The sequence below is a fragment of the Halomicrobium sp. IBSBa genome (assembly GCF_017612575.1).
In the GTDB taxonomy this organism is placed as follows: domain Archaea; phylum Halobacteriota; class Halobacteria; order Halobacteriales; family Haloarculaceae; genus Halomicrobium.
The window spans coordinates 417,461-438,058 of sequence record NZ_JADPQC010000002.1 but is presented as its reverse complement, the minus strand read 5'-3'; the positions used below and the strand labels follow the sequence as shown (position 1 = coordinate 438,058).

Genomic DNA, 20,598 nt, shown 5'->3' with positions numbered 1-20,598 from the left:
AACGGGCTCGCGAGCCACGGCTCGACTATGCCGACCGCGACAGCCGACGGCGTCGCAGTACACTACGAGCGCGACGGGGACGGCGAGACAGTGGCGTTCGTCAACGACGTGGGAGCCGGTGCGTGGCTCTGGAGCTGGCAACACGGCGTCGTCGCCGGGCCCTACGAGAGCCTCGTGTGGGATCTGCGCGGGACCGGCCGCTCGGACGCGCCGCCGGGTCCCTACAGTGTCGACCGGCTCGCGGCCGATCTGGAGGCAGTGTTTGCCGACGCCGGGGTCGCGCGGGTCCACCTCGTCGGCGCGGGACTGGGCGGGATGGTCGCCCTGGCCTACGCCCACGAGTACGACCGCGGGGCGTCGCTCACCCTCTTCGGGACCGCCGCCAGCGGCGACGCCGTGACCGACCGGCTGGCCGACCTCCGTGCCCCGCTGGACGACCGCGAGGCGCTCGCGGCGTCGCTGCAGACCGCGTTCGCCTCGGACCTGACCGACCACCCCACCATCCGCGAGGAGATGGTCGAGTGGCGGCAGGCCGACGACGCCGACCCGACGGCGTGGGACGCACAGGCCGCCGCGATGCGGTCGTTCGAGGCCCCGCCGCTGTACGAGATCACGCTGCCCACGCTGGTGTTACACGGCGTCGACGACGAGATCGTCCCGGCGTCGGCCGGCGAGGCGCTGGCTCGGGACCTCCCGCGAGGGGAGTACCGCGCCGTCGAGGGCGGCCACTGGGCCTTCGTCGAGGAGAGCGCCGCAGTCTCGGACGCACTGGTGGGCTGGCTCGACGAGCAGACGAGCAACGCGTGACCGGCCGCCCCGCCAGCGGCGTCGCGGAGATCGGCAAATACGGTCACGTATCTGTACGCTTTTGTGACTCGACCCGCTGACTAGGAGTGATGAGTCTCAGGATCGCCTTGCTGAACGCGGCCCACGACGGGGCGCTCAACCGCCGGAACTTCCGGCGGGAGCTAGACGCCGACCTCGTCGAGTACGACGTGACCGAACGCGAACTGCCCGACACCTTCGCGTTCGACGGCTGTCTCCTCACCGGGTCCCGCGCCTCCGTCTACTGGGAGGAGCCCTGGATCGCGGACCTGACCGCGTGGGTCCGCAACGCGGTCGACCGCGACGTGGCGTTCCTGGGCGTCTGTTTCGGCCACCAGCTGCTCGCTCACGCGCTGGGCGGCGAGGTCGAGCCGATGGACGAGTACGAGATCGGCTATCGGACGGTCGAGCACGACGGCACCAGCGAACTGCTCGACGGCGTCGACGACCGCTTCACCGTCTTCACCACACACTCCGACCGCGTCGTCGAGCTGCCGCCCGAAGCCGAGCAGTTCGCTGCGAACGACTACGGCATCCACGGGTTCCAGACCGAGGACGTGTTCTCCGTCCAGTTCCACCCCGAGTACGACCCGGAGACGGCCCGCGAGGTCACGCGGGGGAAAGACGAGCAACTCTCCGAAGCACGGATCAAGCAGGTGCTCGACGGGATCACGGCCGAGAACTACGACGCCGCCTGCGAGGCCAAGCGACTGTTCGACAACTTCACGCAGTACCTCCGAGAGCGAGCCACGACGGGAGAGTCCGGCGGCGTCGCGGCCGCAGACGACTGATCGGTCGGACGCCGACTACACTCCGATCCGGTCGAGCACCCGCTGTTCTACCACGAGGACGACGACGGCCACCACGATCAACAGCGCCGCCCGCGGCGTCGTGAGGATCCCCAGCGAGACGATGAGCGTCGTGGCACACGCGGGAGCGTGGCCGGTGTCGGTGGCGACCATGCCGGCGGTCGTCAGGCCGACGGCGACGACGCCGCTGGCGGCCAGTCGGAGCGCCGAGATCGACCCCGGAGTGGTCAGCGTGTCGATGCCGATGCCAGCGCCCAGCGCGTGGAACGCGACCAGTCCCGCGAGGACGCCGATGGCGTGGCCGGCGACGACGCGGCGGGGCGCACACTCCGGGGCCGCCGGGGTCGTCGCGAAGAGGTACGCGGTGGGACCGAGGCTCGGAAAGAGGAAGGGGAGACCGCTGAGCCACACCGCACCGGCCAGCGTCGACAGCAGTGTCGCCGCTCGGATCGCCTGCCGGAGCCACAGCGCTCGCGGTGCCGTCACTGTGCCGGAGGCTGCCGATCTGTACAGTAAAGCGTGCTGTTTCCGGGCGGTGCCGACGCGTGTCGTCACGGTCTCCGTCACCGCGGACCACACTTTTGCCCGCGCCACGCGTAGCCGTCGTATGCTCGACTACCTCGACCTCGAAGCCGACCGCGACGGGGAGGCGCGTCTGATCCGCGACACCGCACGGGAGTTCGTCGACGAGCGCGTCCGCTCGTCGATCGGCGAGTGGTTCGAGTCCGGGACCTCGCCCGACCACCTGTTCGAAGCGATGGGCGAGCTGGACTTCTACGCGCCGACGCTGTCGTGGGGAACGCTTCCGGGCGTGAGTCCGGAGGCCTACGGCCTGCTCATGCGGGAGCTGGAGGCCGGCGACTCGGGCGTGCGCTCGATGGCCAGCGTCCAGGGCGCGCTCGTGATGTACCCGATCCACGAGTTCGGCAGCGAGGCCCAGCGCGAGCGGTGGCTCCCCGACCTCGCTGCGGGCGAAGCGGTCGGCTGTTTCGGGCTGACCGAGCCCGAACACGGCTCCGATCCGGCGAGCATGGCGACCACCGCGGTGCCCGACGGGGACGGCTATCGGCTCACCGGGACCAAGACGTGGATCACGAACGCGCCCATCGCCGACGTGGCCGTGATCTGGTGCAAGATCGGCGACGGGGACGCCGAGACCGACGGCCCCGTCCGGGGCGTTCTGGTCGATCTTGACGGCGACAGTGTCGAGACCAGCGAGATCGACGGGAAGCTCTCGATGCGGGCCTCCTCGACCGGCGAGATCCACCTTCGGGACGCGTGGGTGCCAGAGGACGCCCTCCTGCCCGGCGTCGAGGGAATGAAGGGGCCGCTGTCCTGTCTCACCGAAGCCCGCTACGGCATCGCGTGGGGCGCGGTCGGGGCCGCCCGAGACTGTTTCGAGACCGCCCGCGAGTACGCGACCGACCGCGAGCAGTTCGGCGGGCCGATCGCCCGCTTCCAGCTCCAACAGGAGAAGCTCGCCGAGATGGCGACCCGCATTACGACCGCACAGCTGCTCGCCGACCGGCTCGCGGCGCTGAAGGCGCGGGGCGACCTGCGGCCCCAGCAGGTGTCGATGGCCAAGCGCAACAACGTCCGGATGGCCCGCGAGGTCGCACAGACCGCCCGCGAGATGCTGGGGGGCAACGGGATCACGACCGACTACCCGCCGATGCGCCACGCCGCCAACATGGAGACCGTCTACACCTACGAGGGGACCCACGACATCCACACGCTGATTCTGGGTGCGGATCTGACGGGGATCGACGCCTTCGAGTAGGGAATCGCGTCGCGAACGGACTGCGATCTCACGACGACGAGGCGTGACGACCCACACCGCAGGCTGCGCAGTTGCCTGTGGCGGCTACTGTCTCCCGAGGTGCGAGTCGAAGGCGGTGACAGTCGGCAGTGTCAGTCCCGCACTGCCGGCGTGTGGAGGTGGTGTTCGATGTGCGCCCAGTCGTCGAACGGCGCTCCGTCGTTGTAGCCCACGTACCCATCGGGAGCGTTGTAGTTCATCGTACTTTCGTAGCGATCTGCACTCACAGTCTTCGAGTCGACGCCGTCGTAGTCGTTCGGTCGGATCCCGTTCGAGTGACCCAGTTCGTGCATGAACGTACTTGCGATGGAGTCGTCGGACAGCGTCTGGTCGCTGTCGTCCCGGGCCGTCTCGAAGAGAAAGGGCCTGTTGTCGCCCCAGCTCTGGGTAACTCCGGCGACGGAGCGACCGTCGTGCCGAGCGTCACCGACCGCGATGCCGTAGTGGTAGCCATCGGCTTCGTGATCGAAGTAGACGGGCATGTAGCGTTGCCGCAGCTCGTCGAGACTCACGCGCTCGTCAGTCTCGATCGCCTCGTCGTAGCTGATGTGGAGTCGGATACCGGTCGAACCGTCCGGGTTCGTGATCGGGGCTGCCGCGTACGCCTTCGTGACCGGCTCGAGGGCGTCGGCGGGCGGTTTGTACCCCTCGACGTAGTCCACCTCGACGTAGATATCCATACGGAATGGATCACTCTCGTCGAGAGCGTCGTGGCCGACTTCGGCACCGTCGTCGAGGCCGTCGCCGTCCGTGTCTGCCGCCGTGGGATCGGTTCCGTGAATCTCGACCTCCTCGCCGTCGTCGAGACCGTCACCGTCCGTATCAGCCGCCATCGTGCCAGTTCGATACTGGTACACTTCCGCGTCGTCGTCGAGACCGTCGCCGTCCGTGTCGGCCGCCGTGGGATCCGTTCCGTGAACCTCGATCTCGTCGAGATCGGCGAAATCGTCGCTGTCGCTGTGGGCAGAAACAGGGTCCGTCCCGTGAACCTCGATCTCAGCACTGTCGTTGAGTCCATCGTGGTCACTGTCGGCCGACATTGGCGCCGTTCCGTGCGTATACACTTCGTCGCCGTCGTCGAGACCGTCCCCGTCAGTGTCGGCAACTGTCGCATTTGTGCCGAGATCGTGGACTTCGACGCCGTCGTCGAGACCGTCCCCGTCGGTGTCGACGACCGTCGGGTCCGAACCGACCGCGGTTTCCTCGCCGTCTGGGAGGCCATCACGGTCCGTATCAGCGACGAGTGGATCTGTGTCTTGCTGGAGTTCCGCTGCCGCGGGGATTCCGTCACCGTCGAGCGCGACGACGTTCGTCGAGAGCACCAGTCCGGCACTACCCACAGAAAGAGCGACGACGAGGAACACGGCGGCTGAGCGTTGCACACTAACGGTCATCGGAGTGGTTAAAATAAGCACTTCGGATTGCGTATCTCACCGATGGCAAGACGCCAGTGTCGGTGTGTCGTCCCGGCGGATCACGTGACAGAACGACCGTAGCAGTCAATCGAAAAGAGGCGACTGCACGCGGATTGTCGTCGTCGTTTGTCCGGTCGACGGGACGGCGTCGAGCCGAACTATCTGTGGGCCGGGTCGGGAGACGACGGCGAGTCTCCCGGTGGCGTGCGCTCGATCCAGTAATCGAAAGAAGTCCTCACTCCGTCCGGTCGACGTCGAGCTCCTCTTCGAGATCGCCGAGCCACTCGGTCTCTTCGAGTTCTTCGAGTTGCTCGCGGAAGTGAGTCTCGCAGACCCCCACAGAGATACCGTCTTTCTCGACTGCGATGTCCGCCTCACTCTCGCAGTAGTGACATTGCATACGACACGATTGGGTCCCTGTGACATTGAATGCTCCGCTCGCCGGTCACTCCGGCGACACGTCCAGGGCGTCCCGGACGCGCTCCCACTGGGCGCTGTCCAGACCGGCCAGGCCCAGCCGGTCGTCGTGTGCGTCGCTCCCGCCGGTCACCAGCAGGTCGTGGCGCTCGATGGCCCGGTCGACGGCCGACAGATCGGGATCGTCGGCGTAGGGGTAGGGGCGTTCGACGGCGTCGAGCGTGTCACAGAGCGCGAGCGCGCTCTCGGGGTCGTCGTAGCGCAGCGGATGTGCCAGCCCCACCAGCCCGCAGGCCTCGGTCAGCAACGCCCGGCCTCGCTCGAAAGCGGGGACTGCTCGGGGGACGTAACACGGACAGTCGTCGCCGATGAGGTGGGCGAACGCGCCGTCGACGTCGTAGTCGCTGACTTCCGCGATCGCACGTGCGATGTGTGGCCGGCCCAGTCCGGGCCGCGGTTCGATCGGCAACGAGACGGACAGGCGCTCCTCGACGCAGTCGACGATGGCGGCCCCCCGTTCGGCCCGGTTTCGCTGGATGCGCTCGCACTCGGCGACCAGCGCGTCCGTCGGCGAGACACCGTAGCCGAGCAGGTCGAGGCGCTGCTGGCCGGCGTCGACCCGGAGCTCGATCCCGTGGACGACCGTGACGCCCTCGCGTATCGTCACCGGGGCGTCGAGGTCGGGCGAGAGTCGGTCGTGGTCGGTCACCGCGACGGCGTCGAGGCCGCCACGCCGTGCGGCCGCCGGCACCTCGTCGAGGGACAGCGTCCCGTCCGAGCGCTGCGTGTGGACGTGGAGGTCCGCGACAGTCATACCGGAGCCTGGCCGCCGGAGCCCAAGCCACTTCGGGTCGTGGCCCTTATACACATTAAGGAGTGTATTAATTATTAATAATGAAGGTTTATTATCGTTCATTAACTTTCCAGAGCCATGCGAATGTTCGACAGCGCAGACGAGATGTTCACCGCACAGAGCTACCCCGCGACGACGACCGACCTGATCGAGGCCCACGGCCACCTGACGCTGGAGTTGCCCAACGGCTCGGAGACGGTCGCCGACGTTCTGGGCCGCCTGACCGAAGAGACCTACGACACCGAGAACGAGGCCAGACTGGCGGCCTACAGCGCCGTCAGCCAGAAGGGCATCGGTCGAAAGGGCTACTCCGACCGCGATCCGATCGCGATGGGCGAGGACGGCCCGGATCAGGTCTCGTTCTAAACCACCGTTTTACTGCGGGGGTCGCCGACGGCGATCCCGCTCGCAAAACCGTGGTTCTGCTGAACGCAGTGAAGCAGCGCCCGCTCTGACGGTGACGAACCCCTTCACGAAGCTACAGCCGACAGTATCAGGCCGACTCGATCTCGTCGTCGTACCGGCGGGTGTAGCGCATGACGGCGTAGAAGATCCCGGACAACACGAGTACTGCACCGCCGCCGTAGCTGGCCATGTTGAGTGGCGTGGGCCGAAACTGGACGCCGAAGAGACCGACCGGGACGGCGGCGTCGTTGCTGATCACGAGACCGACAAAGGCACCGAAGCCCACGCCGAGCGCCAGCGCCGCGACGAACACCCAGCCGACGACGCGCCGCCCCGACGTGGTCGAATCCGTTTCGTTCATGGTAGTGTTGCCGCCTGCTCGACGGCGATACTGGTCGTAACGACTCGACGGGCAAGTGGCTACCGGGACCGAACGAGACAACGCCGGTCCCGTTGCCTGCCGTTCCAGAACTGTGACGAATGCCACATTCGTTATCCTTTTCCCGCGATAGCGCCAACTCGTGCGTATGGCAGAGACAACGCGGGCCGTCGGCCACGACGAGCTGGCGACGCTGAAGTTGCTGGCGCTCGACGGCGCGATCGAGGGCGAGCGAAAGGAGTCCTGTTCGGCGCTCGCCGACCGGCTGGACGCCTCCAACCAGACCGCCTCGCGGCGGCTCCAGCGGCTGGAGGAAGCCGAGATGATCGATCGGGACATCGTCGGCGACGGACAGCTCATCCGGATCAGCGAGGTCGGCGAGCGGGCCCTCCAGCGGGAGTACGCCGACTATCGACGGATCTTCGAGGGAGCCGTCGGCGTCGATCTGGGCGGGATCGTCACCTCCGGCATGGGCGAGGGGCGACACTACATCACGCTGCCGGGCTACATGGAGCAGTTCATCGACAAGCTCGGCTACGAGCCCTTCGCCGGGACGCTCAACGTCGACCTCGTCGACGAGAGCGTCCGCAAGCGCGCGCGGCTGAGCGCCTTCGAGCCCGTCACGATCGAGGGATGGGAGGACGACGAGCGAACGTACGGGCCGGCGTACTGCTACCCGGCCTCGGTCGTCGCCGGGGACAGCGAGTACGAGCCCGCCCACGTCATCGCCCCCGAGCGAACCCACCACGGCGAGAGCCAACTGGAAGTGATCGCCCCGGAGAAACTGCGCGACGTGGTCGGCCTGGCCGACGGTGACGAGGTGACTGTCCATGTCTCGGAGCAGTGAGCAGGCAGGGACAGGTGCCGAGGACGCCATCGCGGCGTTCGCACGTGGCCAGCCGATCTTGATCCACGACGCGGCCGACCGCGAGGGCGAGGTCGACCTCGTCTACCCCGCCGGAGCGATCACGCCAGCGGCCGTCGCACGCCTGCGCAACGACGCGGGCGGGCTGGTCTGTGTCGCGCTCTCGGATGCGGTCGCCGAGACGTTCGGCCTGCCGTTCATGCAGGAACAACTGAGCCACCCCAGCGCCGACGGCCACGACCTCGCGTACGACGAGCGATCCTCGTTCTCGCTGACGGTCAATCATCGGGACACTCACACCGGCATCACCGACGAGGACCGCGCGCTGACGATCACCGAACTCGCGGGAGCCGCCGCCGACCCCGGCGGAACGGCCTTCGCCGACGAGTTCCGGTCGCCGGGCCACGTGACGCTGCTGCGCGGTGCGCCGGACCTGCTGGCCGACCGGCTGGGCCACACCGAACTCGGGCTGGCCGTCGCCGCGGCGGCCGACCAGCCGCCCGCAGTCGTGGTCTGTGAGATGCTCGACGACGAGACGGGCGGGGCGCTCTCGCCGGCCGCCGCACGTGCCTACGCCGAGCGCGAGGGACTCGCCTACGTCGAGGGGAGCGCACTCGTCGAGCGGCTGGGAACGTCGTCGTAAGCCGGCAGTTCGCCGTCACTGTGTTCGAGCGTCGATGGGTTTCACAGACGGCTGTCGTGAGAGGGAAGCGACAGGTTTGAGTCGACACCCCGACCAGCCACGGATATGGCCGAAAGCCGCCGGATGGTCTCGAACGAACGAAAGCTGCTGGTCGTCGTCGGATTCTGTCTCGGCATGGGGCTAGGACCGTTCGTCCTCACCGTCCTGACGGCACCCGTCGAGTTCTTCGCGGGAGAGACCGTCGCGTCCCTGCTGTGGACGACGGTGCAGTTCCTCGGCGTCGTCTTCGCCGGGGTCGCGCTCGCGACGATCGATCCCGACGCGACCGGCGCGGCGCGCTGACGCGTCGCCTGGCACGCCAACCGGACCCACACATCGTCAACACTCTTAACGATGGCCTGCAATGGCCCGGTATGTACGTCGCTGAGACGATGCGTGGACAGTATCGCGAGGGACAGACCACACGCGGGGGGACGGCTCGATGAGCGAGCGCCCGGAGATGTTCGAGGGCGTCGACGAGATCTGGCAGGACGGCGAGTTCGTCGACTTCGAGGACGCACAGGTCCACGTGCTGGCCCACGCGCTGCACTACGGCACCGGCGTCTTCGAGGGCGTGCGCTGCTACGATACCGACGACGGCCCGGCGATCTTCCGCTGGGAAGAGCACCTCGACCGACTGTACGAGTCGGCGAAGGTCTACGACATCGAGATTCCCTTCGAGCCCGAGGAACTCACCGAGGCGACCGTCGAGTTGATCCGCCGCGAGGGGCTGGAGTCGTGTTACATCCGCCCGATCGCCTTCTACGGCTACGGCCCGCTGGGGCTGAACCCGAGCGAGTCGCCCGTCGAGACCGCCATCGGCGTCTGGCCGTGGGGGGCCTACCTCGGCGAGGAAGCACTCGAAGAGGGCATCGACACGGCGATCTCCTCGTGGCGCAAGCACGCCTCCAGCCAGATCCCGACCAGCGCGAAGACGACCGGTGCCTACGTCAACAGCGTCCTCGCCTCGCTCGAGGCAAAGGGCAACGACTACGGCGAAGCGATCGTCCTCAACAAGGAGGGCAACGTCGCCGAGGGGCCGGGCGAGAACATCTTCCTCGTGCGCGACGGCGAAATCTACACGACCGGCCTGGCGGAGTCGATCCTCGACGGCATCACCCGACGGAGCGTCATCACGATCGCCGAAGACCTGGGTTACACTGTCCACGACGACGCGACGATCTCGCGGGGCGAACTGTACGCCGCCGACGAACTGTTCTTCACCGGCACCGCCGCGGAGGTGACGCCGATCCGCAGCGTCGACGACAACGAGATCGGTGCCGGAACGAAAGGGCCGGTCACCGACGAGATCCAGACGCGCTTCTTCGACATCCTCGAAGAACCGCCCGAGCAGTACGACGACTGGTTCAAGTACGTCTGAAGGCCGGATCGATCACGTGCGGTGTTGACGCTGACACACTCGACGACACGCGTTCCTCGAAACGTTCTTCGAACGGTTTCTGGCGGAGTGGCACGGCGAGGCGTAGGACGATCCGTGCTCTCTCGATACTGACCACCACAAAGCATCCGGGCGACCGAGCGGTCCGAAGGACCCGGCAGGTCGCCCGGTTCCCCGGAATCGCCGACGGCGATTCCGGCCTTTTTCGCCCACGTGTTTCGACAAGCGGTGCACCTTCGGCGCACCCGCAGTCGAAAAAGGTGGTAGTCTAGTCGTCGTCGGCGTCGACGAGTCCGGCCGGGACCTGCGTGTGGTTCTCCTCGGCGTCGCCGAAGCCGGCCGAGAGGATCCGCGTCAGCGCGTCCTCGACGCGCTCGTCGGTCTCCTCGTAGGCGTCGGGCTCGACTTCGATGACGTAGCCGGTCGTGATGTTCGGTGCGGTCGGCAAGAACAGTACGTCTCGGCCGTCCTCGGTCTGTTGGCCGGTCTTGAACGCCGTCATCCGCAGCCCGTCCCACACTTCGAGTTTCACCGGCGTCTGGAGTTCGTCGGCCCCCGAGACGGCCGTCTCGACGGCCATCTTCGAGGCGTTGTACACCACGCGGAGGCCGGGGACCTGGTTCATCATGTCGTCGAGAGCCTGTTCGATCACGTCGCCAAAAGCAGTCCGCATCAGATAGCCGATCGAGAACACGAGGAGCACGAAGACCGCGAGCGTGGTGAGCACGCGGACGAACGTCACCAGCTGTGTCATCAGATGGTGCTCCTCCGGAATATTGAGCAGCGGAGCGAGCCGCTCGGGAGTGATGACGTTCGCGAGCGGTAACGAGGCCAGAATACCGTAGAGGTAGGCGAGTACGTAGACCGTCACCAACAGGGGGAGCAGGATGATCAGCCCGCTCGCGAAGTCACGTTTCCACGTCGCCGAGGCCATGTCAAGTCCGTAGCCCTCCCCCGTTATCAGCCCTTCCCTTCGCCTCTGTCAGACAGCTGCCAGCTAGGAGAGTATCGCCCGCAGGGCGAACAACGCGTTTTCCTTCCGCTCTGCGACCCGTCGATAGAAGTAGGCGAGCCACTCGCCGCCGTAGGGAGCGTACTGCCAGACCTCGGAGTCCGTCGCCAGCGAGCGCTGGGCGTCGTCGCGAACGCCCATCAGCATCTGGACCTCGTACGGAGTGCCGTACTCCTCGTGTAACGACGCAGCGAGGTCGATCATCTCCGGGTCGTGGCTGCCGACGGCGACCTCGCCACGGAAGTGCTCGAAGAGGTATCGCAACTGGTCGCGGTAGGCCTGATCGATCTCGGCCTTGTCCTGGAGCGCGACCGACTGCGGTGGATCGTACGCGCCCTTGACGAGCCGGATCTTCCCCGGCAGGTCGGCCAGTCGTTCGAGGTCGTCGGGCGTCCGTCGGAGGTTCGCCTGCACGCAGACGCCGACGCCGCCGTCGGTCTGACGGGCGAGCCGTTCGAAGGCGTCGAGCGTCGCGTCCGTCGTCGTGTGGTCTTCCATGTCGATCCAGACGAACACGTCGCGGTCGGCCGCGTGCGTGACGACGCTGTCGAGGTTCGACTGGAAGAGCGCCTCGCTCACGTCGAGGCCCAATTGCGACGGCTTGATCGAGAGGCACGCATCCAGACCTGCCAGATCGATCTCCTCGACGAGGGCCTCGTAGGTCGCCGTGGCTTCTGCGGCCGGTTCGCGACGATCGTAGTGTTCACCCAACTGGTTCAGGATGACGCCGATTCCCTCCTCGTTGCACTGTCGCGCGTGCTCCAGCGCTCCGGCGGTCGTCTCACCCGCGACGAACCGCCGCGCCAGTGGCGGAATCATCGTCCGGTGGTAAGACCTGCCTACGTATGAGGTTTGTCACCGAGGCGATCTGTTCCGCGCCACGGCACCCGCCCAGGCAGGTGTCGCGGGGAGTCGCCGACGTTAAGCCGCCCGCGGGACAGCACCGCGACATGGACGTACTCGCGATCGTGGCGACGGCGCTGTGGGCGATGTTACCGGCGTACGTCCCCAACAACGCGGCCGTCCTCGCCGGAGGGGGACGGCCGATCGACGGGGGACGGACGTGGGGGGACCGACGGCTCCTGGGCGACGGGAAGACCTGGCGCGGGACCGCTGCCGGCACGCTCGCGGGGACGGCGCTGGCGCTGGCGCTCAACGCCGTCTACGAGCCGGTCGCCGCGACGCTGGGGGTCGTCGCCGACCCGTTCCCGGTGGTGGCCGGCCTGGGACTGGCACTCGGCGCGATGGTCGGCGACATCGGCGCTTCGTTCCTCAAGCGTCGCACCGGTCGCGAACGCGGGGCGGCGTTTCCGGGGCTCGACCAGCTCGATTTCGTCGTCGGAGCGCTCGCGCTGGCGACGCTGTTCGCACCGGAGTGGGCGCTGGCGACGTTCAGGCCGCCGGTACTGGTCGCAGTCGTCGTGATCACGCCGCTCTTGCACGTCGTCACCAACGGCATCGCGTACGCGCTGGGACTGAAAGACGAGCCGTGGTGATCGGCGGGCCGGGATCGCGCGGGGCGTGTTCGCCGAGAGCGACGAAAGTGGTGGGCTTTTCTACGCTGGCCGACGACCAACGTGTATGACGACAGCGACGACGGTGCGGCTGGCGACGCGGGGCTCGGACCTGGCCCTGCGTCAGGCCGCGACCGTCACCGAGACGCTCGAAGCGCGGGGGTACACGGTCGAGATCGTCGAGGTAGAGACGACCGGCGACCAGATTCGCGACGAACTGATCCACCGGCTGGGCAAGACCGGCGCGTTCGTCCGCAGCCTCGACGAACAGGTCGTGGAGGGCGAGGTCGACGCCGCCGTCCACTCGATGAAAGACGTGCCGACCGAACAGCCCGACGAGCTGGTCGTCGCTGGCGTTCCCCAGCGGGAGTCGCCCGACGACGTGCTGGTGACGCCGGACGGAGCCACCGTCGAAGAGCTGCCCGACGGCGCGACCGTCGGCACGTCGAGCCTCCGTCGAAAGGCCCAGCTGCTTGCCGAGCGACCGGATCTCGACGTGCAGCCGCTCCGTGGCAACGTCGACACGCGCATCGAGAAGCTGCTCGCGCCGACCCTCCAGGCCGAACACGAGGAGCGCAGCGAGGCCGAGAAAGAGCGAAAGGAGAGCGTCGACGACGAGGAGTACGAATTCCCCTACGAGCACGACGTCGAGACGTGGTTCGACGGGCTCACCGAAATCGAGCGCCAGGCGCTGGGCCGCGAGGTCGAGACGGCGTACGACGCCGTCGTCCTCGCTCGCGCAGGCCTGGAACGGGCCGGACTGCTCCACCACGTCGAGTACCAGTCGCTCCCGACCGGGACGTTCGTCCCCGCGCCCGGCCAGGGCGCGCTGGCGGTCACCGCGACCGACGGGGAGTTCGCACAGGAGCTCAACGGCGTCCTCGATCACCCGCGCTCGCGGGCGGAGACGACCGTCGAGCGGACCGTCCTCGACGAGCTGGGCGGGGGGTGTGTCGCACCGCTTGGCGTCCACGCGATCTTGCAGGGCAGCGTGATCCGGACGACCGTGCGCGTCCTCGACCAGGCGGGCGAGCAGGAGGTCACCGCCACGCGTGACCTCTCGGCGGATCGCCACGTCGACGACGCACGAGCGTTCGCCGCCGACCTGGCCCAACAGGGCGCGGCCGACCTGATCGAGCAGGCCAAGCGAGCGGGCGAGGGCGGCGACGCGGCGACGGCCCAGGGAGCCAGTGACGAATGAGCGACGACACGGGCGACGGTGCGGCGACCGGCACGGTCTATCTCGTCGGCTCCGGCCCGGGCGATCCGGAGCTGCTGACGGTGAAGGCAAAGCGGCTGCTCGAAGCGGCCGACGTAGTGCTACACGACAAGCTCCCCGGCCCGGAGATCATCGGCATGATCCCCGAGGCGAAACGCGAGGACGTGGGCAAGCGTGCGGGCGGCGAGTGGACGCCCCAGGAGTACACGAACCGTCGCCTCGTGGAGCTGGCCCGCGAGGGCAAGGACGTGGTGCGGCTCAAGGGCGGCGATCCCACGGTGTTTGGCCGCGGCGGCGAGGAGCTCGTCCACCTCGCACAGCACGGCGTTCCGGTCGAGATCGTCCCCGGCATCACGTCGGCCGTCGCCGGTCCGGCGGCCGCCGGCATCCCCGTCACCCACCGCGACCACGCGTCGTCGGTGTCGTTCGTCACCGGCCACGAAGACCCCACGAAGTCGGAGTCGGCCGTCGACTGGGAGGCACTCGCCGCGACCGGCGGCACCATCGTCGTCCTGATGGGCGTCGGCAAGCTGCCAGAGTACACGGCCGCGCTCCGCGAGGCCGGCATGGACCCCGAGACCCCGGTCGCGTTGATCGAACGGGCGACCTGGCCCGGCCAGCAGGTCGCGACGGGCACCCTCGACAGTATCGTCGACGCCCGCGACGCGGCCGGTATCGAGCCGCCAGCGATCACCGTCATCGGCGACGTGGCGGCGACGCGGGCGGCGGTGCTGGAGTTCCTCGTCGGAACAGCGGACGACTCGGCGGGCGACGGCGGTGACGACGATGCGTGAGGAACCACGGCTCAGCGTCGCCGTGTTCCGCCCCGACGACGAGCGGACCACCCGGGCCGTCGCGTTGCTGGAGTCGCTCGGTGCGGACCCGGTCCCGGACCCGATGCTCGCCGTCGAGGCGACCGGCGCGACGCCCCGATCCGACGCGGACTACGTCGTCCTCACGAGCAAGACCGGCGTCGAACTGGCCACAGAGGCCGGGTGGGACCCCGGCGACGCGACCGTCTGTGCGATCGGCCGGCCCACCGCAGACGTGCTCGAAGACGCCGGCTACGCGGTCGATCTGGTGCCCGAGGAGTACTCCTCGACCGGCCTGGTCGCCGCGCTGGAAGACGATGTCGACGGCGCACGCGTCGAGGTAGCGCGCTCGGATCACGGCTCGGCGGTCCTGACCGACGGACTGGAAGCGGCCGGCGCGTACGTCCACGAGACGGTCCTCTACCGGCTCGTCCGACCCGAGGGGTCCGGAGCGTCGACGGAGCGTGCGGCGGCCGGCGACCTCGACGCCGCGCTGTTCACTTCCTCGCTGACCGTCCGGCACTTCCTCGCGGCCGCCGACGAGCGGGGACTCCGAGGGGAAGCGATCGAGGGACTGAACGACGCCGTCGTCGGCGCGATCGGTGAACCGACCCGTGAGACGGCCACGGACGCGGGCATCGACGTCGACGTCGTCCCCGACACCGCCGACTTCGAGACGCTGGCGACGACGGCGGTCGAGGCGGCCGCGCCGAGTCACCGCGAGTGACACTGTAGAGTATGAATCGAGAGTAGCCATTGAAACTCATACTACCGGCTGTACATCTGTGAACGATTTCGCCACCCCGGGGTGGCGAAGATTTTCACGAAGTGACAGCCGGCAGTATCAATGCACACTTGGTCGAACGACAGCAGTGCGATCGGTGTGTAAACCGTTTCGACTGTTACTATAGCAACAGTACGAGTAGCGACTCTGGCGATAGATGCCGACGTGTAGCTCCCCTCGTGCAGTACTTACTGTCCACGATCGTCCGAGACGGCCGCCGGTATAAGCGGTTCCAGTCCGTACGACACGTATGTTCGTCACAGAACACGACGGGCGGCTGCTTGCCCGTATCGAGGATGATCACATGGTGTTCGAGGTGTCCTTCGATCGGATCGAACCGACAGACGTGACACTCCACTTCCTGCGAGACGGCCAACAGGTCGGGAGCATCTACAACGACGACGGCACCGACCGGACGATGGCACGGCTGACCGTCGACGGCGAGACCACCGATTTCGTCGGCGTCGAAGTCCCCAAAGAGTTCGTCTCACGCGTCCTCGACATCGCCGAAGAAACCGGCCGCGTCACCGACGAGACGGCACTGGCTGGCTATCGGCTCCGGGTGCTGTAGTCCGCTCGTTCGGCAGCGGCGGCGCTGTTTTGAGTCTGTAGCTCGACAGTTCTGTATGCAGCTACTGGTGACAGGCGGCAACGGTTTCATCGGTCGGCGCGTCTGCCGGCGTGCCGTCTCGGACGGCCACGACGTGACGAGCGTCGCCCGTAGCGGACCGCCAGCAACGGAAAAACGCGGTCCGTGGGCAGAAGCCGTCGACTGGCACGCGGCAGATGTCTTCGCTCCACACGAGTGGCGAGACACGCTCGCTGGCGTCGACTGCGTCGTTCACTCCATCGGGACGCTCGACGAGTCACCGACCCAGGGCGTCACGCTGGAACGCCTCAACGGGGACACTGCCGTCGTCGCCGCACTGGAAGCGGAACGCGTCGGCGTCGATCGCTTCGTCTACGTCTCGTCGTCGACCAAGCCACCGGGCGTTCGAGACGCGTACATCGACGCACGCCGCCGTGCCGAAGCGGCGATCGCGGACCTCCAGCTGTCGGTCGTCGTCCCACGGTTTGGTCCCGTTTACGGACCGGACCAACCACACTTCTCGACGCTCACGAACGCGCTCGTCGCGACACTGGGGCGGTGGGAGCCACTGGCCAGACGGCTCGGCGACGACCGGCCGTTCTCGGTCGAACAGGCCAGCACCGCGATCTATCGTCTCGCAGTCGACGACACGGTTCCGACGGGACCAGTCTCGGCACCAGCCCTGGCGACACTCGCGACCGGACAGCCCCAGTGATACTGGCGGTCGTAACGTCGTGACGAGACTCTCCCGAGGTGGCGAAATTAGTCACAGACGGACAGCCAACAGTGTAAGCACCGGCTTTGATGTCGGCTGCACCCATGAATCGACGTGTACATGTCGTCCGATCCTGGGGACGTGTTCCGCGCGTTCGAAGACGAGTTGGCAGACAGCCCACCGAGTGCCAAACTCGTCACGAAAGTCCTCGCCCACGAAGGACAGCTGACCCAGTCGCAACTCGCCGAGGAGACCATGTTGTCGAAACGAACCACGAGATACGCACTCTCTGAACTCGAAGAGGCGGGCGTCGTCACCTCCGAAGTCTCCTTTATGGACGCCAGGCAGTCACTGTACTCGACAGTGACGACAGACGAGTAGTACCGTCACGGTCTCTCCACCGCCGTTTCGCTCCGGTGTCGTCGCTCCCGTCGACGCCCGCAGTCGGGCGACCTGATCGTTCGGACCTACCCAGAGCCGTGAAACGCGGTCTTTAAACTCGTGGACGATGCCGTACTCAGTATGACTGGTGCGGACGGGACGAACGTGCTCTTCGTCGTGCTCGATACGGTCCGCAAGGACCACCTCTCGGCGTACGGGTACGACGAGCCGACGACCCCGACCCTGGAGGCGTTCGCCGAGGAAGCGGCGGTCTTCGAACACGCCGTCGCGCCGGCCCCCTGGACTCTGCCGGTTCACGCCTCCCTGTTTACGGGGCTGTACCCCTCCGAACACGAGGCCACACAGGAGGACCCCTATCTCGACGGGGCGACTACGCTGGCCGAGTCGCTGTCTTCGGCCGGCTACGACACGGCCTGTTACTCCTCGAACGCCTGGATCACGCCCTACACGAACCTCACCGCGGGGTTCGACGACCACGACAACTTCTTCCAGATCATGCCCAGCGAACTCCTCTCGGGACCGCTGGCACGGATCTGGCAGACGATGAACGACAGCGACACCCTGCGGGGGGTCGCCGATCGGATGGTTCAGCTGGGCAACAAGTTCCACGAGTACTTCGCCTCCGAGGGCGGGGGCGACACGAAGACCCCCGCCGTGATCGACAAGACGATGGAATTTATCGACGACTCGGAGAACTTCTTCACGTTCATCAACCTGATGGACGCCCACCTCCCCTACCACCCGCCCGAGGAGTACGTCGAGCAGTTCGCTCCCGGCGTCGACTCCACCGAGGTGTGCCAGAACTCCAAGGAGTTCAACTGCGGCGCTCGCGACATCGACGACGCGGAGTGGGACGACATCGAGGGGCTGTACGACGCCGAGATCCGCCACATCGACGACCAGCTCGACCGGCTCTTTACCCACCTCAAGGAGACCGGCCAGTGGGAAGAGACGATGGTCGTCGTAGTGGCCGACCACGGCGAACTCCACGGCGAGCACGACCTCTACGGCCACGAGTTCTGCATCTACGATCCACTGGTGAACGTCCCCTGCATGGTCAAACACCCCGAGATCGAGCCCGAACGCGACGACGAGACGGTCGTCGAACTCGTCGACCTGTATCACTCCGTGCTGGACGCGACCGGCGTCGCGGGCGACGGCGTCTCGCTCGATTCCGCTCGCTCCCTGCTCTCGACGGAGTATCGCGAGTTCGCCGGGGAGGCCCCGAGCGGTGCGGGCGCACACGGCCCCCGCGGTGACGTTGGCTTCGTCGAGTACCACCAGCCGGTCGTCGAGCTCCGCCAGCTGGAGGGGAAAGCCAGCGCGGCCGGCATCTCCCTGGAGACAGCGTCGCGGTTCTACTCCCGGATGGGGGCGGCCCGTTCGCCCGAGGGCAAGTACATCCACTGTACGCGCATCCCGGACGAGGCCTACCGGATCGACAGCGACCCCGGCGAGACCGAGGACCGTGCGGGCGGTGACGACGAACTGCTGGCCGACCTCGAAGCGGAACTGCACGACTTCGTCGACCGCGTCGACGCCGACTGGCCCGACGAGGCCGACGGCACCGACGGCGAGGTGCTGGACTCGATGGACGACGACGCGAAGGATCGCCTGAAAGACCTGGGCTACATCGACTGATCGTGAGCGACGACGCAGGCGGGATCGGTGACCTGTTCGACCGTCGAACAGTCGTCCAGACCGTCCTGGGATTCGCCGTCGCCGGGCTCGTCCTCTTCGTACTGGTCGACTTCGTCGGGACGCGAAACGTCCTCGATCGGCTGGCGACGGCGAACCTGCGCTGGCTGGCGATGGGCTGTCTCTCGACGCTGCTCTGTCTCACGTTCTGGGGGAAAGCCTGGCAGATCGTCCTGGACGTGGCCGGCGTCCGCGAGTCGTTTCGCCGACTGGTCGTGACCTACTACGCCGCGACGTTCGCCAACTACGTGACGCCGCTGGGCCAGGCCGGCGGCGAGCCCTTCATCGCCTACGTGCTCTCGCGAGACACGGACGCCAGCTACGAGGACGCGCTGGCCTCGGTCGTCACCGCGGACCTGCTGAACCTCTTTCCGTTCGTCACCTTCTCCGGGGTGGGGTTCGCGGCCCTGCTCTACCAGTCGTCGCTGCCGGCAGTGCTGGAACCACTCGCTGTGGCGCTGTTCGCCATCGCACTCGGGGTCCCGGTGCTCGCGGCGGTCGGCTGGCGCTACCGGCTGTCGCTGGGACGAGTCGGTGCCAGAGTCGTGGTACCGATCGTCCGACTCCTGCCGCGCCTGACCGTCGACGGGCTCCAGAGCCGCCTCGCGGAACTGGACGAGGCCTTCCAGCGGATCGCGACGGATCGGAGAGCGCTCGTGCGGGCGCTTGGCTACTCGTACGTCGGCTGGATCTTCTTCGCGCTCCCGCTGTACTTCGTCGCGATGGCCGTCGGCGACGCGGCGATCCCGCTCTTGCTCGTCTTCTTCATCGTCCCCGCGAGCACGCTGGGCGGGCTCGCGCCCTCGCCGGGAGGCTCGGGCGCGGTCGAGGCGTTCCTGGTGGTGCTGATCGTCGCGCTCACGCCGATCGCCAGCGACGGGGCGACCGCAATCTCGATTCTCTACCGGGTCGCGAGCTACGTCTTCGCGCTCCTCGTGGGCGGCGCAGCGGCGGTGTTCGTGCTCCGGCGGAGCTAGTGCCCGTGCGCCACCACCGCGATGTGCCCCCAGATCCCTCGCTCGCCACTGCCTCGCGACCGGGACTAGCCCGATTCCCACGCTCGGACGAGTGCGGTCAGCGTCTCGTTGACCGGCACCGCCACGTCCCCGGACTGCGCCACGACGTAGCCGTTGATCGCGTCGATTTCGGTCTGTCGTCCGTCGGCCACGTCCTGCAACATCGAGGAGTGGTTCGCGGCGGTGTCCGTGGCCACCTGCGCCATCGCCTCGGCGGCCCGTTCGTCCGACAGATCGACGCCGTGCTCGCGGGCCACGGCCGCCGTTTCCCGTGCAGCGCGCTCGGCGACGCGCCGGGCCGGGCCGTCGACGAGCGCGCCGTTGGGAACGCGGGCCAACGCCGTCGTGGCGTTGATCCCGGCGTTGACCGCCAGCTTCTCCCAGAGCCGTCGCGGCATGTCGTCGGCGACGGTGGTCTCGACACCGGCGTCGGTAAACGCCGCCCCGACCCTGTCGGCCGGCGCGGAGTGGCCGCCCTCGCGGGGGCCCAGCACGACCTCGCCGACGCCGGTACACGCGACCACGCCGGGTTCGGTCAGGCGTGCGCCGTAGGTACAGGTGCCCGCGAGGACGGGACAGTCCAGTCGCTGGGCGAGCGTCGCCTCGTTGCCCATGCCGTTCTGCAGCGAGAGACAGGCGTCGAGTGCCGTGTCAGAAAGCGCCGCGGCGGCCGCGTCGGTGTCACCGGCCGTGACCGTCACGACGGCGAGGGCTGCCGCGGCGGGCGGCGTCGTCCCCGCGGCCGGTCCCACGTGTGCTCCGATCGCGCCCTCGATCGTCAGCCCCGATCGCTCGACCGCTCCGACGTGTGGCTCGCGCCCGACCAGGGTCACGTCGTGGCTGCGTGCCAGCAGCCCGCCGATCAGACTGCCGAGGCTCCCCGCGCCGAAGACGACGACGTCCATGCGCCCACTCCGTCGCGGGTGCTGAAAAACGCGACGGGGATCACCACCCACTTGCCGCGCCGTC

Annotated in this window: 25 protein-coding genes and 1 pseudogene; 17 read left to right on the top strand and 9 right to left on the bottom strand. The window is 67.6% G+C overall.

Translation table 11 applies throughout. The annotated features are described in order from the left end of the window. Positions 1-27 precede the first annotated feature (27 nt). Positions 28-807, top strand: coding sequence for an alpha/beta fold hydrolase (locus IL252_RS08930; protein WP_208627704.1), 780 nt, complete (start codon positions 28-30; stop codon positions 805-807). 89 nt (positions 808-896) lie between these two features. Next, positions 897-1,616, top strand: coding sequence for a type 1 glutamine amidotransferase (locus IL252_RS08925; RefSeq protein ID WP_208627703.1), 720 nt, complete (start codon positions 897-899; stop codon positions 1,614-1,616). A 15-nt stretch (positions 1,617-1,631) separates the two neighbouring features. On the opposite strand, the gene IL252_RS08920 is transcribed toward IL252_RS08925, so the two are convergent. Then, on the bottom strand, positions 1,632-2,120 hold the full coding sequence (locus IL252_RS08920; protein ID WP_208627702.1) for an HPP family protein: 489 nt from the start codon (positions 2,118-2,120) through the stop codon (positions 1,632-1,634). Positions 2,121-2,241: 121 nt separating this feature from the next. Here IL252_RS08920 and IL252_RS08915 point away from each other — a divergent pair, with 121 nt between their 5' ends. Continuing rightward, positions 2,242-3,414 carry an acyl-CoA dehydrogenase family protein gene (locus tag IL252_RS08915; RefSeq protein WP_208627701.1) on the top strand — a complete coding sequence of 391 codons (1,173 nt, stop codon included), beginning with the start codon at positions 2,242-2,244 and terminating at the stop codon, positions 3,412-3,414. A gap of 131 nt (positions 3,415-3,545) precedes the next feature. Here the strand turns inward: IL252_RS08915 and IL252_RS08910 are convergent, their stop codons facing one another. The 4 genes and pseudogenes from IL252_RS08910 to IL252_RS08895 all read right to left on the bottom strand — a co-directional run bounded on the left by IL252_RS08910 (position 3,546) and on the right by IL252_RS08895 (position 6,099). Beyond that, positions 3,546-4,493, bottom strand: a complete 948-nt coding sequence (locus tag IL252_RS08910; RefSeq protein ID WP_208627821.1) for a hypothetical protein — start codon at positions 4,491-4,493, stop codon at positions 3,546-3,548. A gap of 24 nt (positions 4,494-4,517) precedes the next feature. Continuing rightward, positions 4,518-4,847: pseudogene (locus tag IL252_RS17785) on the bottom strand (hypothetical protein); the annotation flags it as partial. A gap of 256 nt (positions 4,848-5,103) precedes the next feature. After that, entirely contained in the window at positions 5,104-5,268 is a 165-nt protein-coding gene (locus IL252_RS08900; protein WP_170093314.1) for a DUF6757 family protein, read from the bottom strand. A 45-nt stretch (positions 5,269-5,313) separates the two neighbouring features. Continuing rightward, complete coding sequence (locus IL252_RS08895; protein WP_208627699.1) at positions 5,314-6,099, bottom strand: PHP domain-containing protein; 786 nt, start codon at positions 6,097-6,099, stop codon at positions 5,314-5,316. 117 nt (positions 6,100-6,216) lie between these two features. Here IL252_RS08895 and IL252_RS08890 point away from each other — a divergent pair, with 117 nt between their 5' ends. Next, entirely contained in the window at positions 6,217-6,504 is a 288-nt protein-coding gene (locus IL252_RS08890) for a DUF2795 domain-containing protein (protein ID WP_170093312.1), read from the top strand. Between the two features lie 127 nt (positions 6,505-6,631). On the opposite strand, the gene IL252_RS08885 is transcribed toward IL252_RS08890, so the two are convergent. Continuing rightward, positions 6,632-6,904 (bottom strand): hypothetical protein, encoded by a 273-nt coding sequence (locus IL252_RS08885; protein WP_208627698.1) that lies wholly within the window; start codon positions 6,902-6,904, stop codon positions 6,632-6,634. A 166-nt stretch (positions 6,905-7,070) separates the two neighbouring features. Between IL252_RS08885 and IL252_RS08880 the strand changes: the two genes are divergently transcribed. From IL252_RS08880 to IL252_RS08865, 4 genes are all read left to right on the top strand, one after another. Further along, positions 7,071-7,769, top strand: coding sequence for a DUF120 domain-containing protein (locus tag IL252_RS08880; protein ID WP_153552101.1), 699 nt, complete (start codon positions 7,071-7,073; stop codon positions 7,767-7,769). Then, positions 7,753-8,430 carry a 3,4-dihydroxy-2-butanone-4-phosphate synthase gene (gene ribB / locus IL252_RS08875; protein ID WP_208627697.1) on the top strand — a complete coding sequence of 226 codons (678 nt, stop codon included), beginning with the start codon at positions 7,753-7,755 and terminating at the stop codon, positions 8,428-8,430. Before IL252_RS08880 ends, ribB begins: the two co-directional genes overlap by 17 nt. 105 nt (positions 8,431-8,535) lie before the next feature. Further along, positions 8,536-8,772 (top strand): hypothetical protein, encoded by a 237-nt coding sequence (locus IL252_RS08870; RefSeq protein WP_208627696.1) that lies wholly within the window; start codon positions 8,536-8,538, stop codon positions 8,770-8,772. A 139-nt stretch (positions 8,773-8,911) separates the two neighbouring features. Continuing rightward, a complete protein-coding gene (locus IL252_RS08865; protein WP_208627695.1) occupies positions 8,912-9,850 on the top strand; it encodes a branched-chain amino acid transaminase in 939 nt (312 codons plus the stop codon). Between the two features lie 286 nt (positions 9,851-10,136). Here IL252_RS08865 and IL252_RS08860 read toward each other — a convergent pair whose 3' ends face one another. Together IL252_RS08860 and IL252_RS08855 are read right to left on the bottom strand one after the other, a co-directional pair. Continuing rightward, entirely contained in the window at positions 10,137-10,802 is a 666-nt protein-coding gene (locus tag IL252_RS08860) for a DUF502 domain-containing protein (protein ID WP_153552104.1), read from the bottom strand. A 63-nt stretch (positions 10,803-10,865) separates the two neighbouring features. Next, on the bottom strand, positions 10,866-11,699 hold the full coding sequence (locus tag IL252_RS08855; RefSeq protein ID WP_208627694.1) for a proline dehydrogenase family protein: 834 nt from the start codon (positions 11,697-11,699) through the stop codon (positions 10,866-10,868). 131 nt (positions 11,700-11,830) lie between these two features. Between IL252_RS08855 and IL252_RS08850 the strand changes: the two genes are divergently transcribed. The 9 genes from IL252_RS08850 (at position 11,831) to IL252_RS08810 (ending at position 19,590) form a co-directional block, all read left to right on the top strand. Continuing rightward, positions 11,831-12,376, top strand: coding sequence for a CDP-2,3-bis-(O-geranylgeranyl)-sn-glycerol synthase (locus IL252_RS08850; RefSeq protein WP_170093306.1), 546 nt, complete (start codon positions 11,831-11,833; stop codon positions 12,374-12,376). An 85-nt stretch (positions 12,377-12,461) separates the two neighbouring features. Next, complete coding sequence (gene hemC, locus IL252_RS08845) at positions 12,462-13,595, top strand: hydroxymethylbilane synthase (protein WP_208627693.1); 1,134 nt, start codon at positions 12,462-12,464, stop codon at positions 13,593-13,595. After that, entirely contained in the window at positions 13,592-14,407 is an 816-nt protein-coding gene (cobA, locus tag IL252_RS08840; RefSeq protein WP_208627692.1) for a uroporphyrinogen-III C-methyltransferase, read from the top strand. The genes hemC and cobA overlap by 4 nt, the downstream gene beginning before the upstream one ends. Then, positions 14,400-15,152, top strand: coding sequence for a uroporphyrinogen-III synthase (locus IL252_RS08835; RefSeq protein WP_208627691.1), 753 nt, complete (start codon positions 14,400-14,402; stop codon positions 15,150-15,152). The genes cobA and IL252_RS08835 overlap by 8 nt, the downstream gene beginning before the upstream one ends. A 307-nt stretch (positions 15,153-15,459) precedes the next feature. Further along, positions 15,460-15,780, top strand: coding sequence for a hypothetical protein (locus IL252_RS08830; RefSeq protein WP_208627690.1), 321 nt, complete (start codon positions 15,460-15,462; stop codon positions 15,778-15,780). Between the two features lie 55 nt (positions 15,781-15,835). Then, the gene (locus IL252_RS08825; RefSeq protein ID WP_208627689.1) at positions 15,836-16,513 is read left to right on the top strand and encodes an NAD(P)-dependent oxidoreductase; all 678 of its coding nucleotides are present in this window, start codon (positions 15,836-15,838) and stop codon (positions 16,511-16,513) included. 120 nt (positions 16,514-16,633) lie between these two features. Beyond that, positions 16,634-16,894 carry a helix-turn-helix domain-containing protein gene (locus tag IL252_RS08820; RefSeq protein WP_170093301.1) on the top strand — a complete coding sequence of 87 codons (261 nt, stop codon included), beginning with the start codon at positions 16,634-16,636 and terminating at the stop codon, positions 16,892-16,894. A gap of 141 nt (positions 16,895-17,035) precedes the next feature. Then, positions 17,036-18,556 (top strand): sulfatase, encoded by a 1,521-nt coding sequence (locus IL252_RS08815; protein ID WP_208627688.1) that lies wholly within the window; start codon positions 17,036-17,038, stop codon positions 18,554-18,556. A gap of 2 nt (positions 18,557-18,558) precedes the next feature. Beyond that, positions 18,559-19,590, top strand: coding sequence for a lysylphosphatidylglycerol synthase transmembrane domain-containing protein (locus IL252_RS08810; RefSeq protein ID WP_208627687.1), 1,032 nt, complete (start codon positions 18,559-18,561; stop codon positions 19,588-19,590). Positions 19,591-19,655: 65 nt separating this feature from the next. On the opposite strand, the gene IL252_RS08805 is transcribed toward IL252_RS08810, so the two are convergent. Continuing rightward, positions 19,656-20,534 (bottom strand): ketopantoate reductase family protein, encoded by an 879-nt coding sequence (locus tag IL252_RS08805; RefSeq protein WP_208627686.1) that lies wholly within the window; start codon positions 20,532-20,534, stop codon positions 19,656-19,658. Positions 20,535-20,598: the final 64 nt, after the last annotated feature.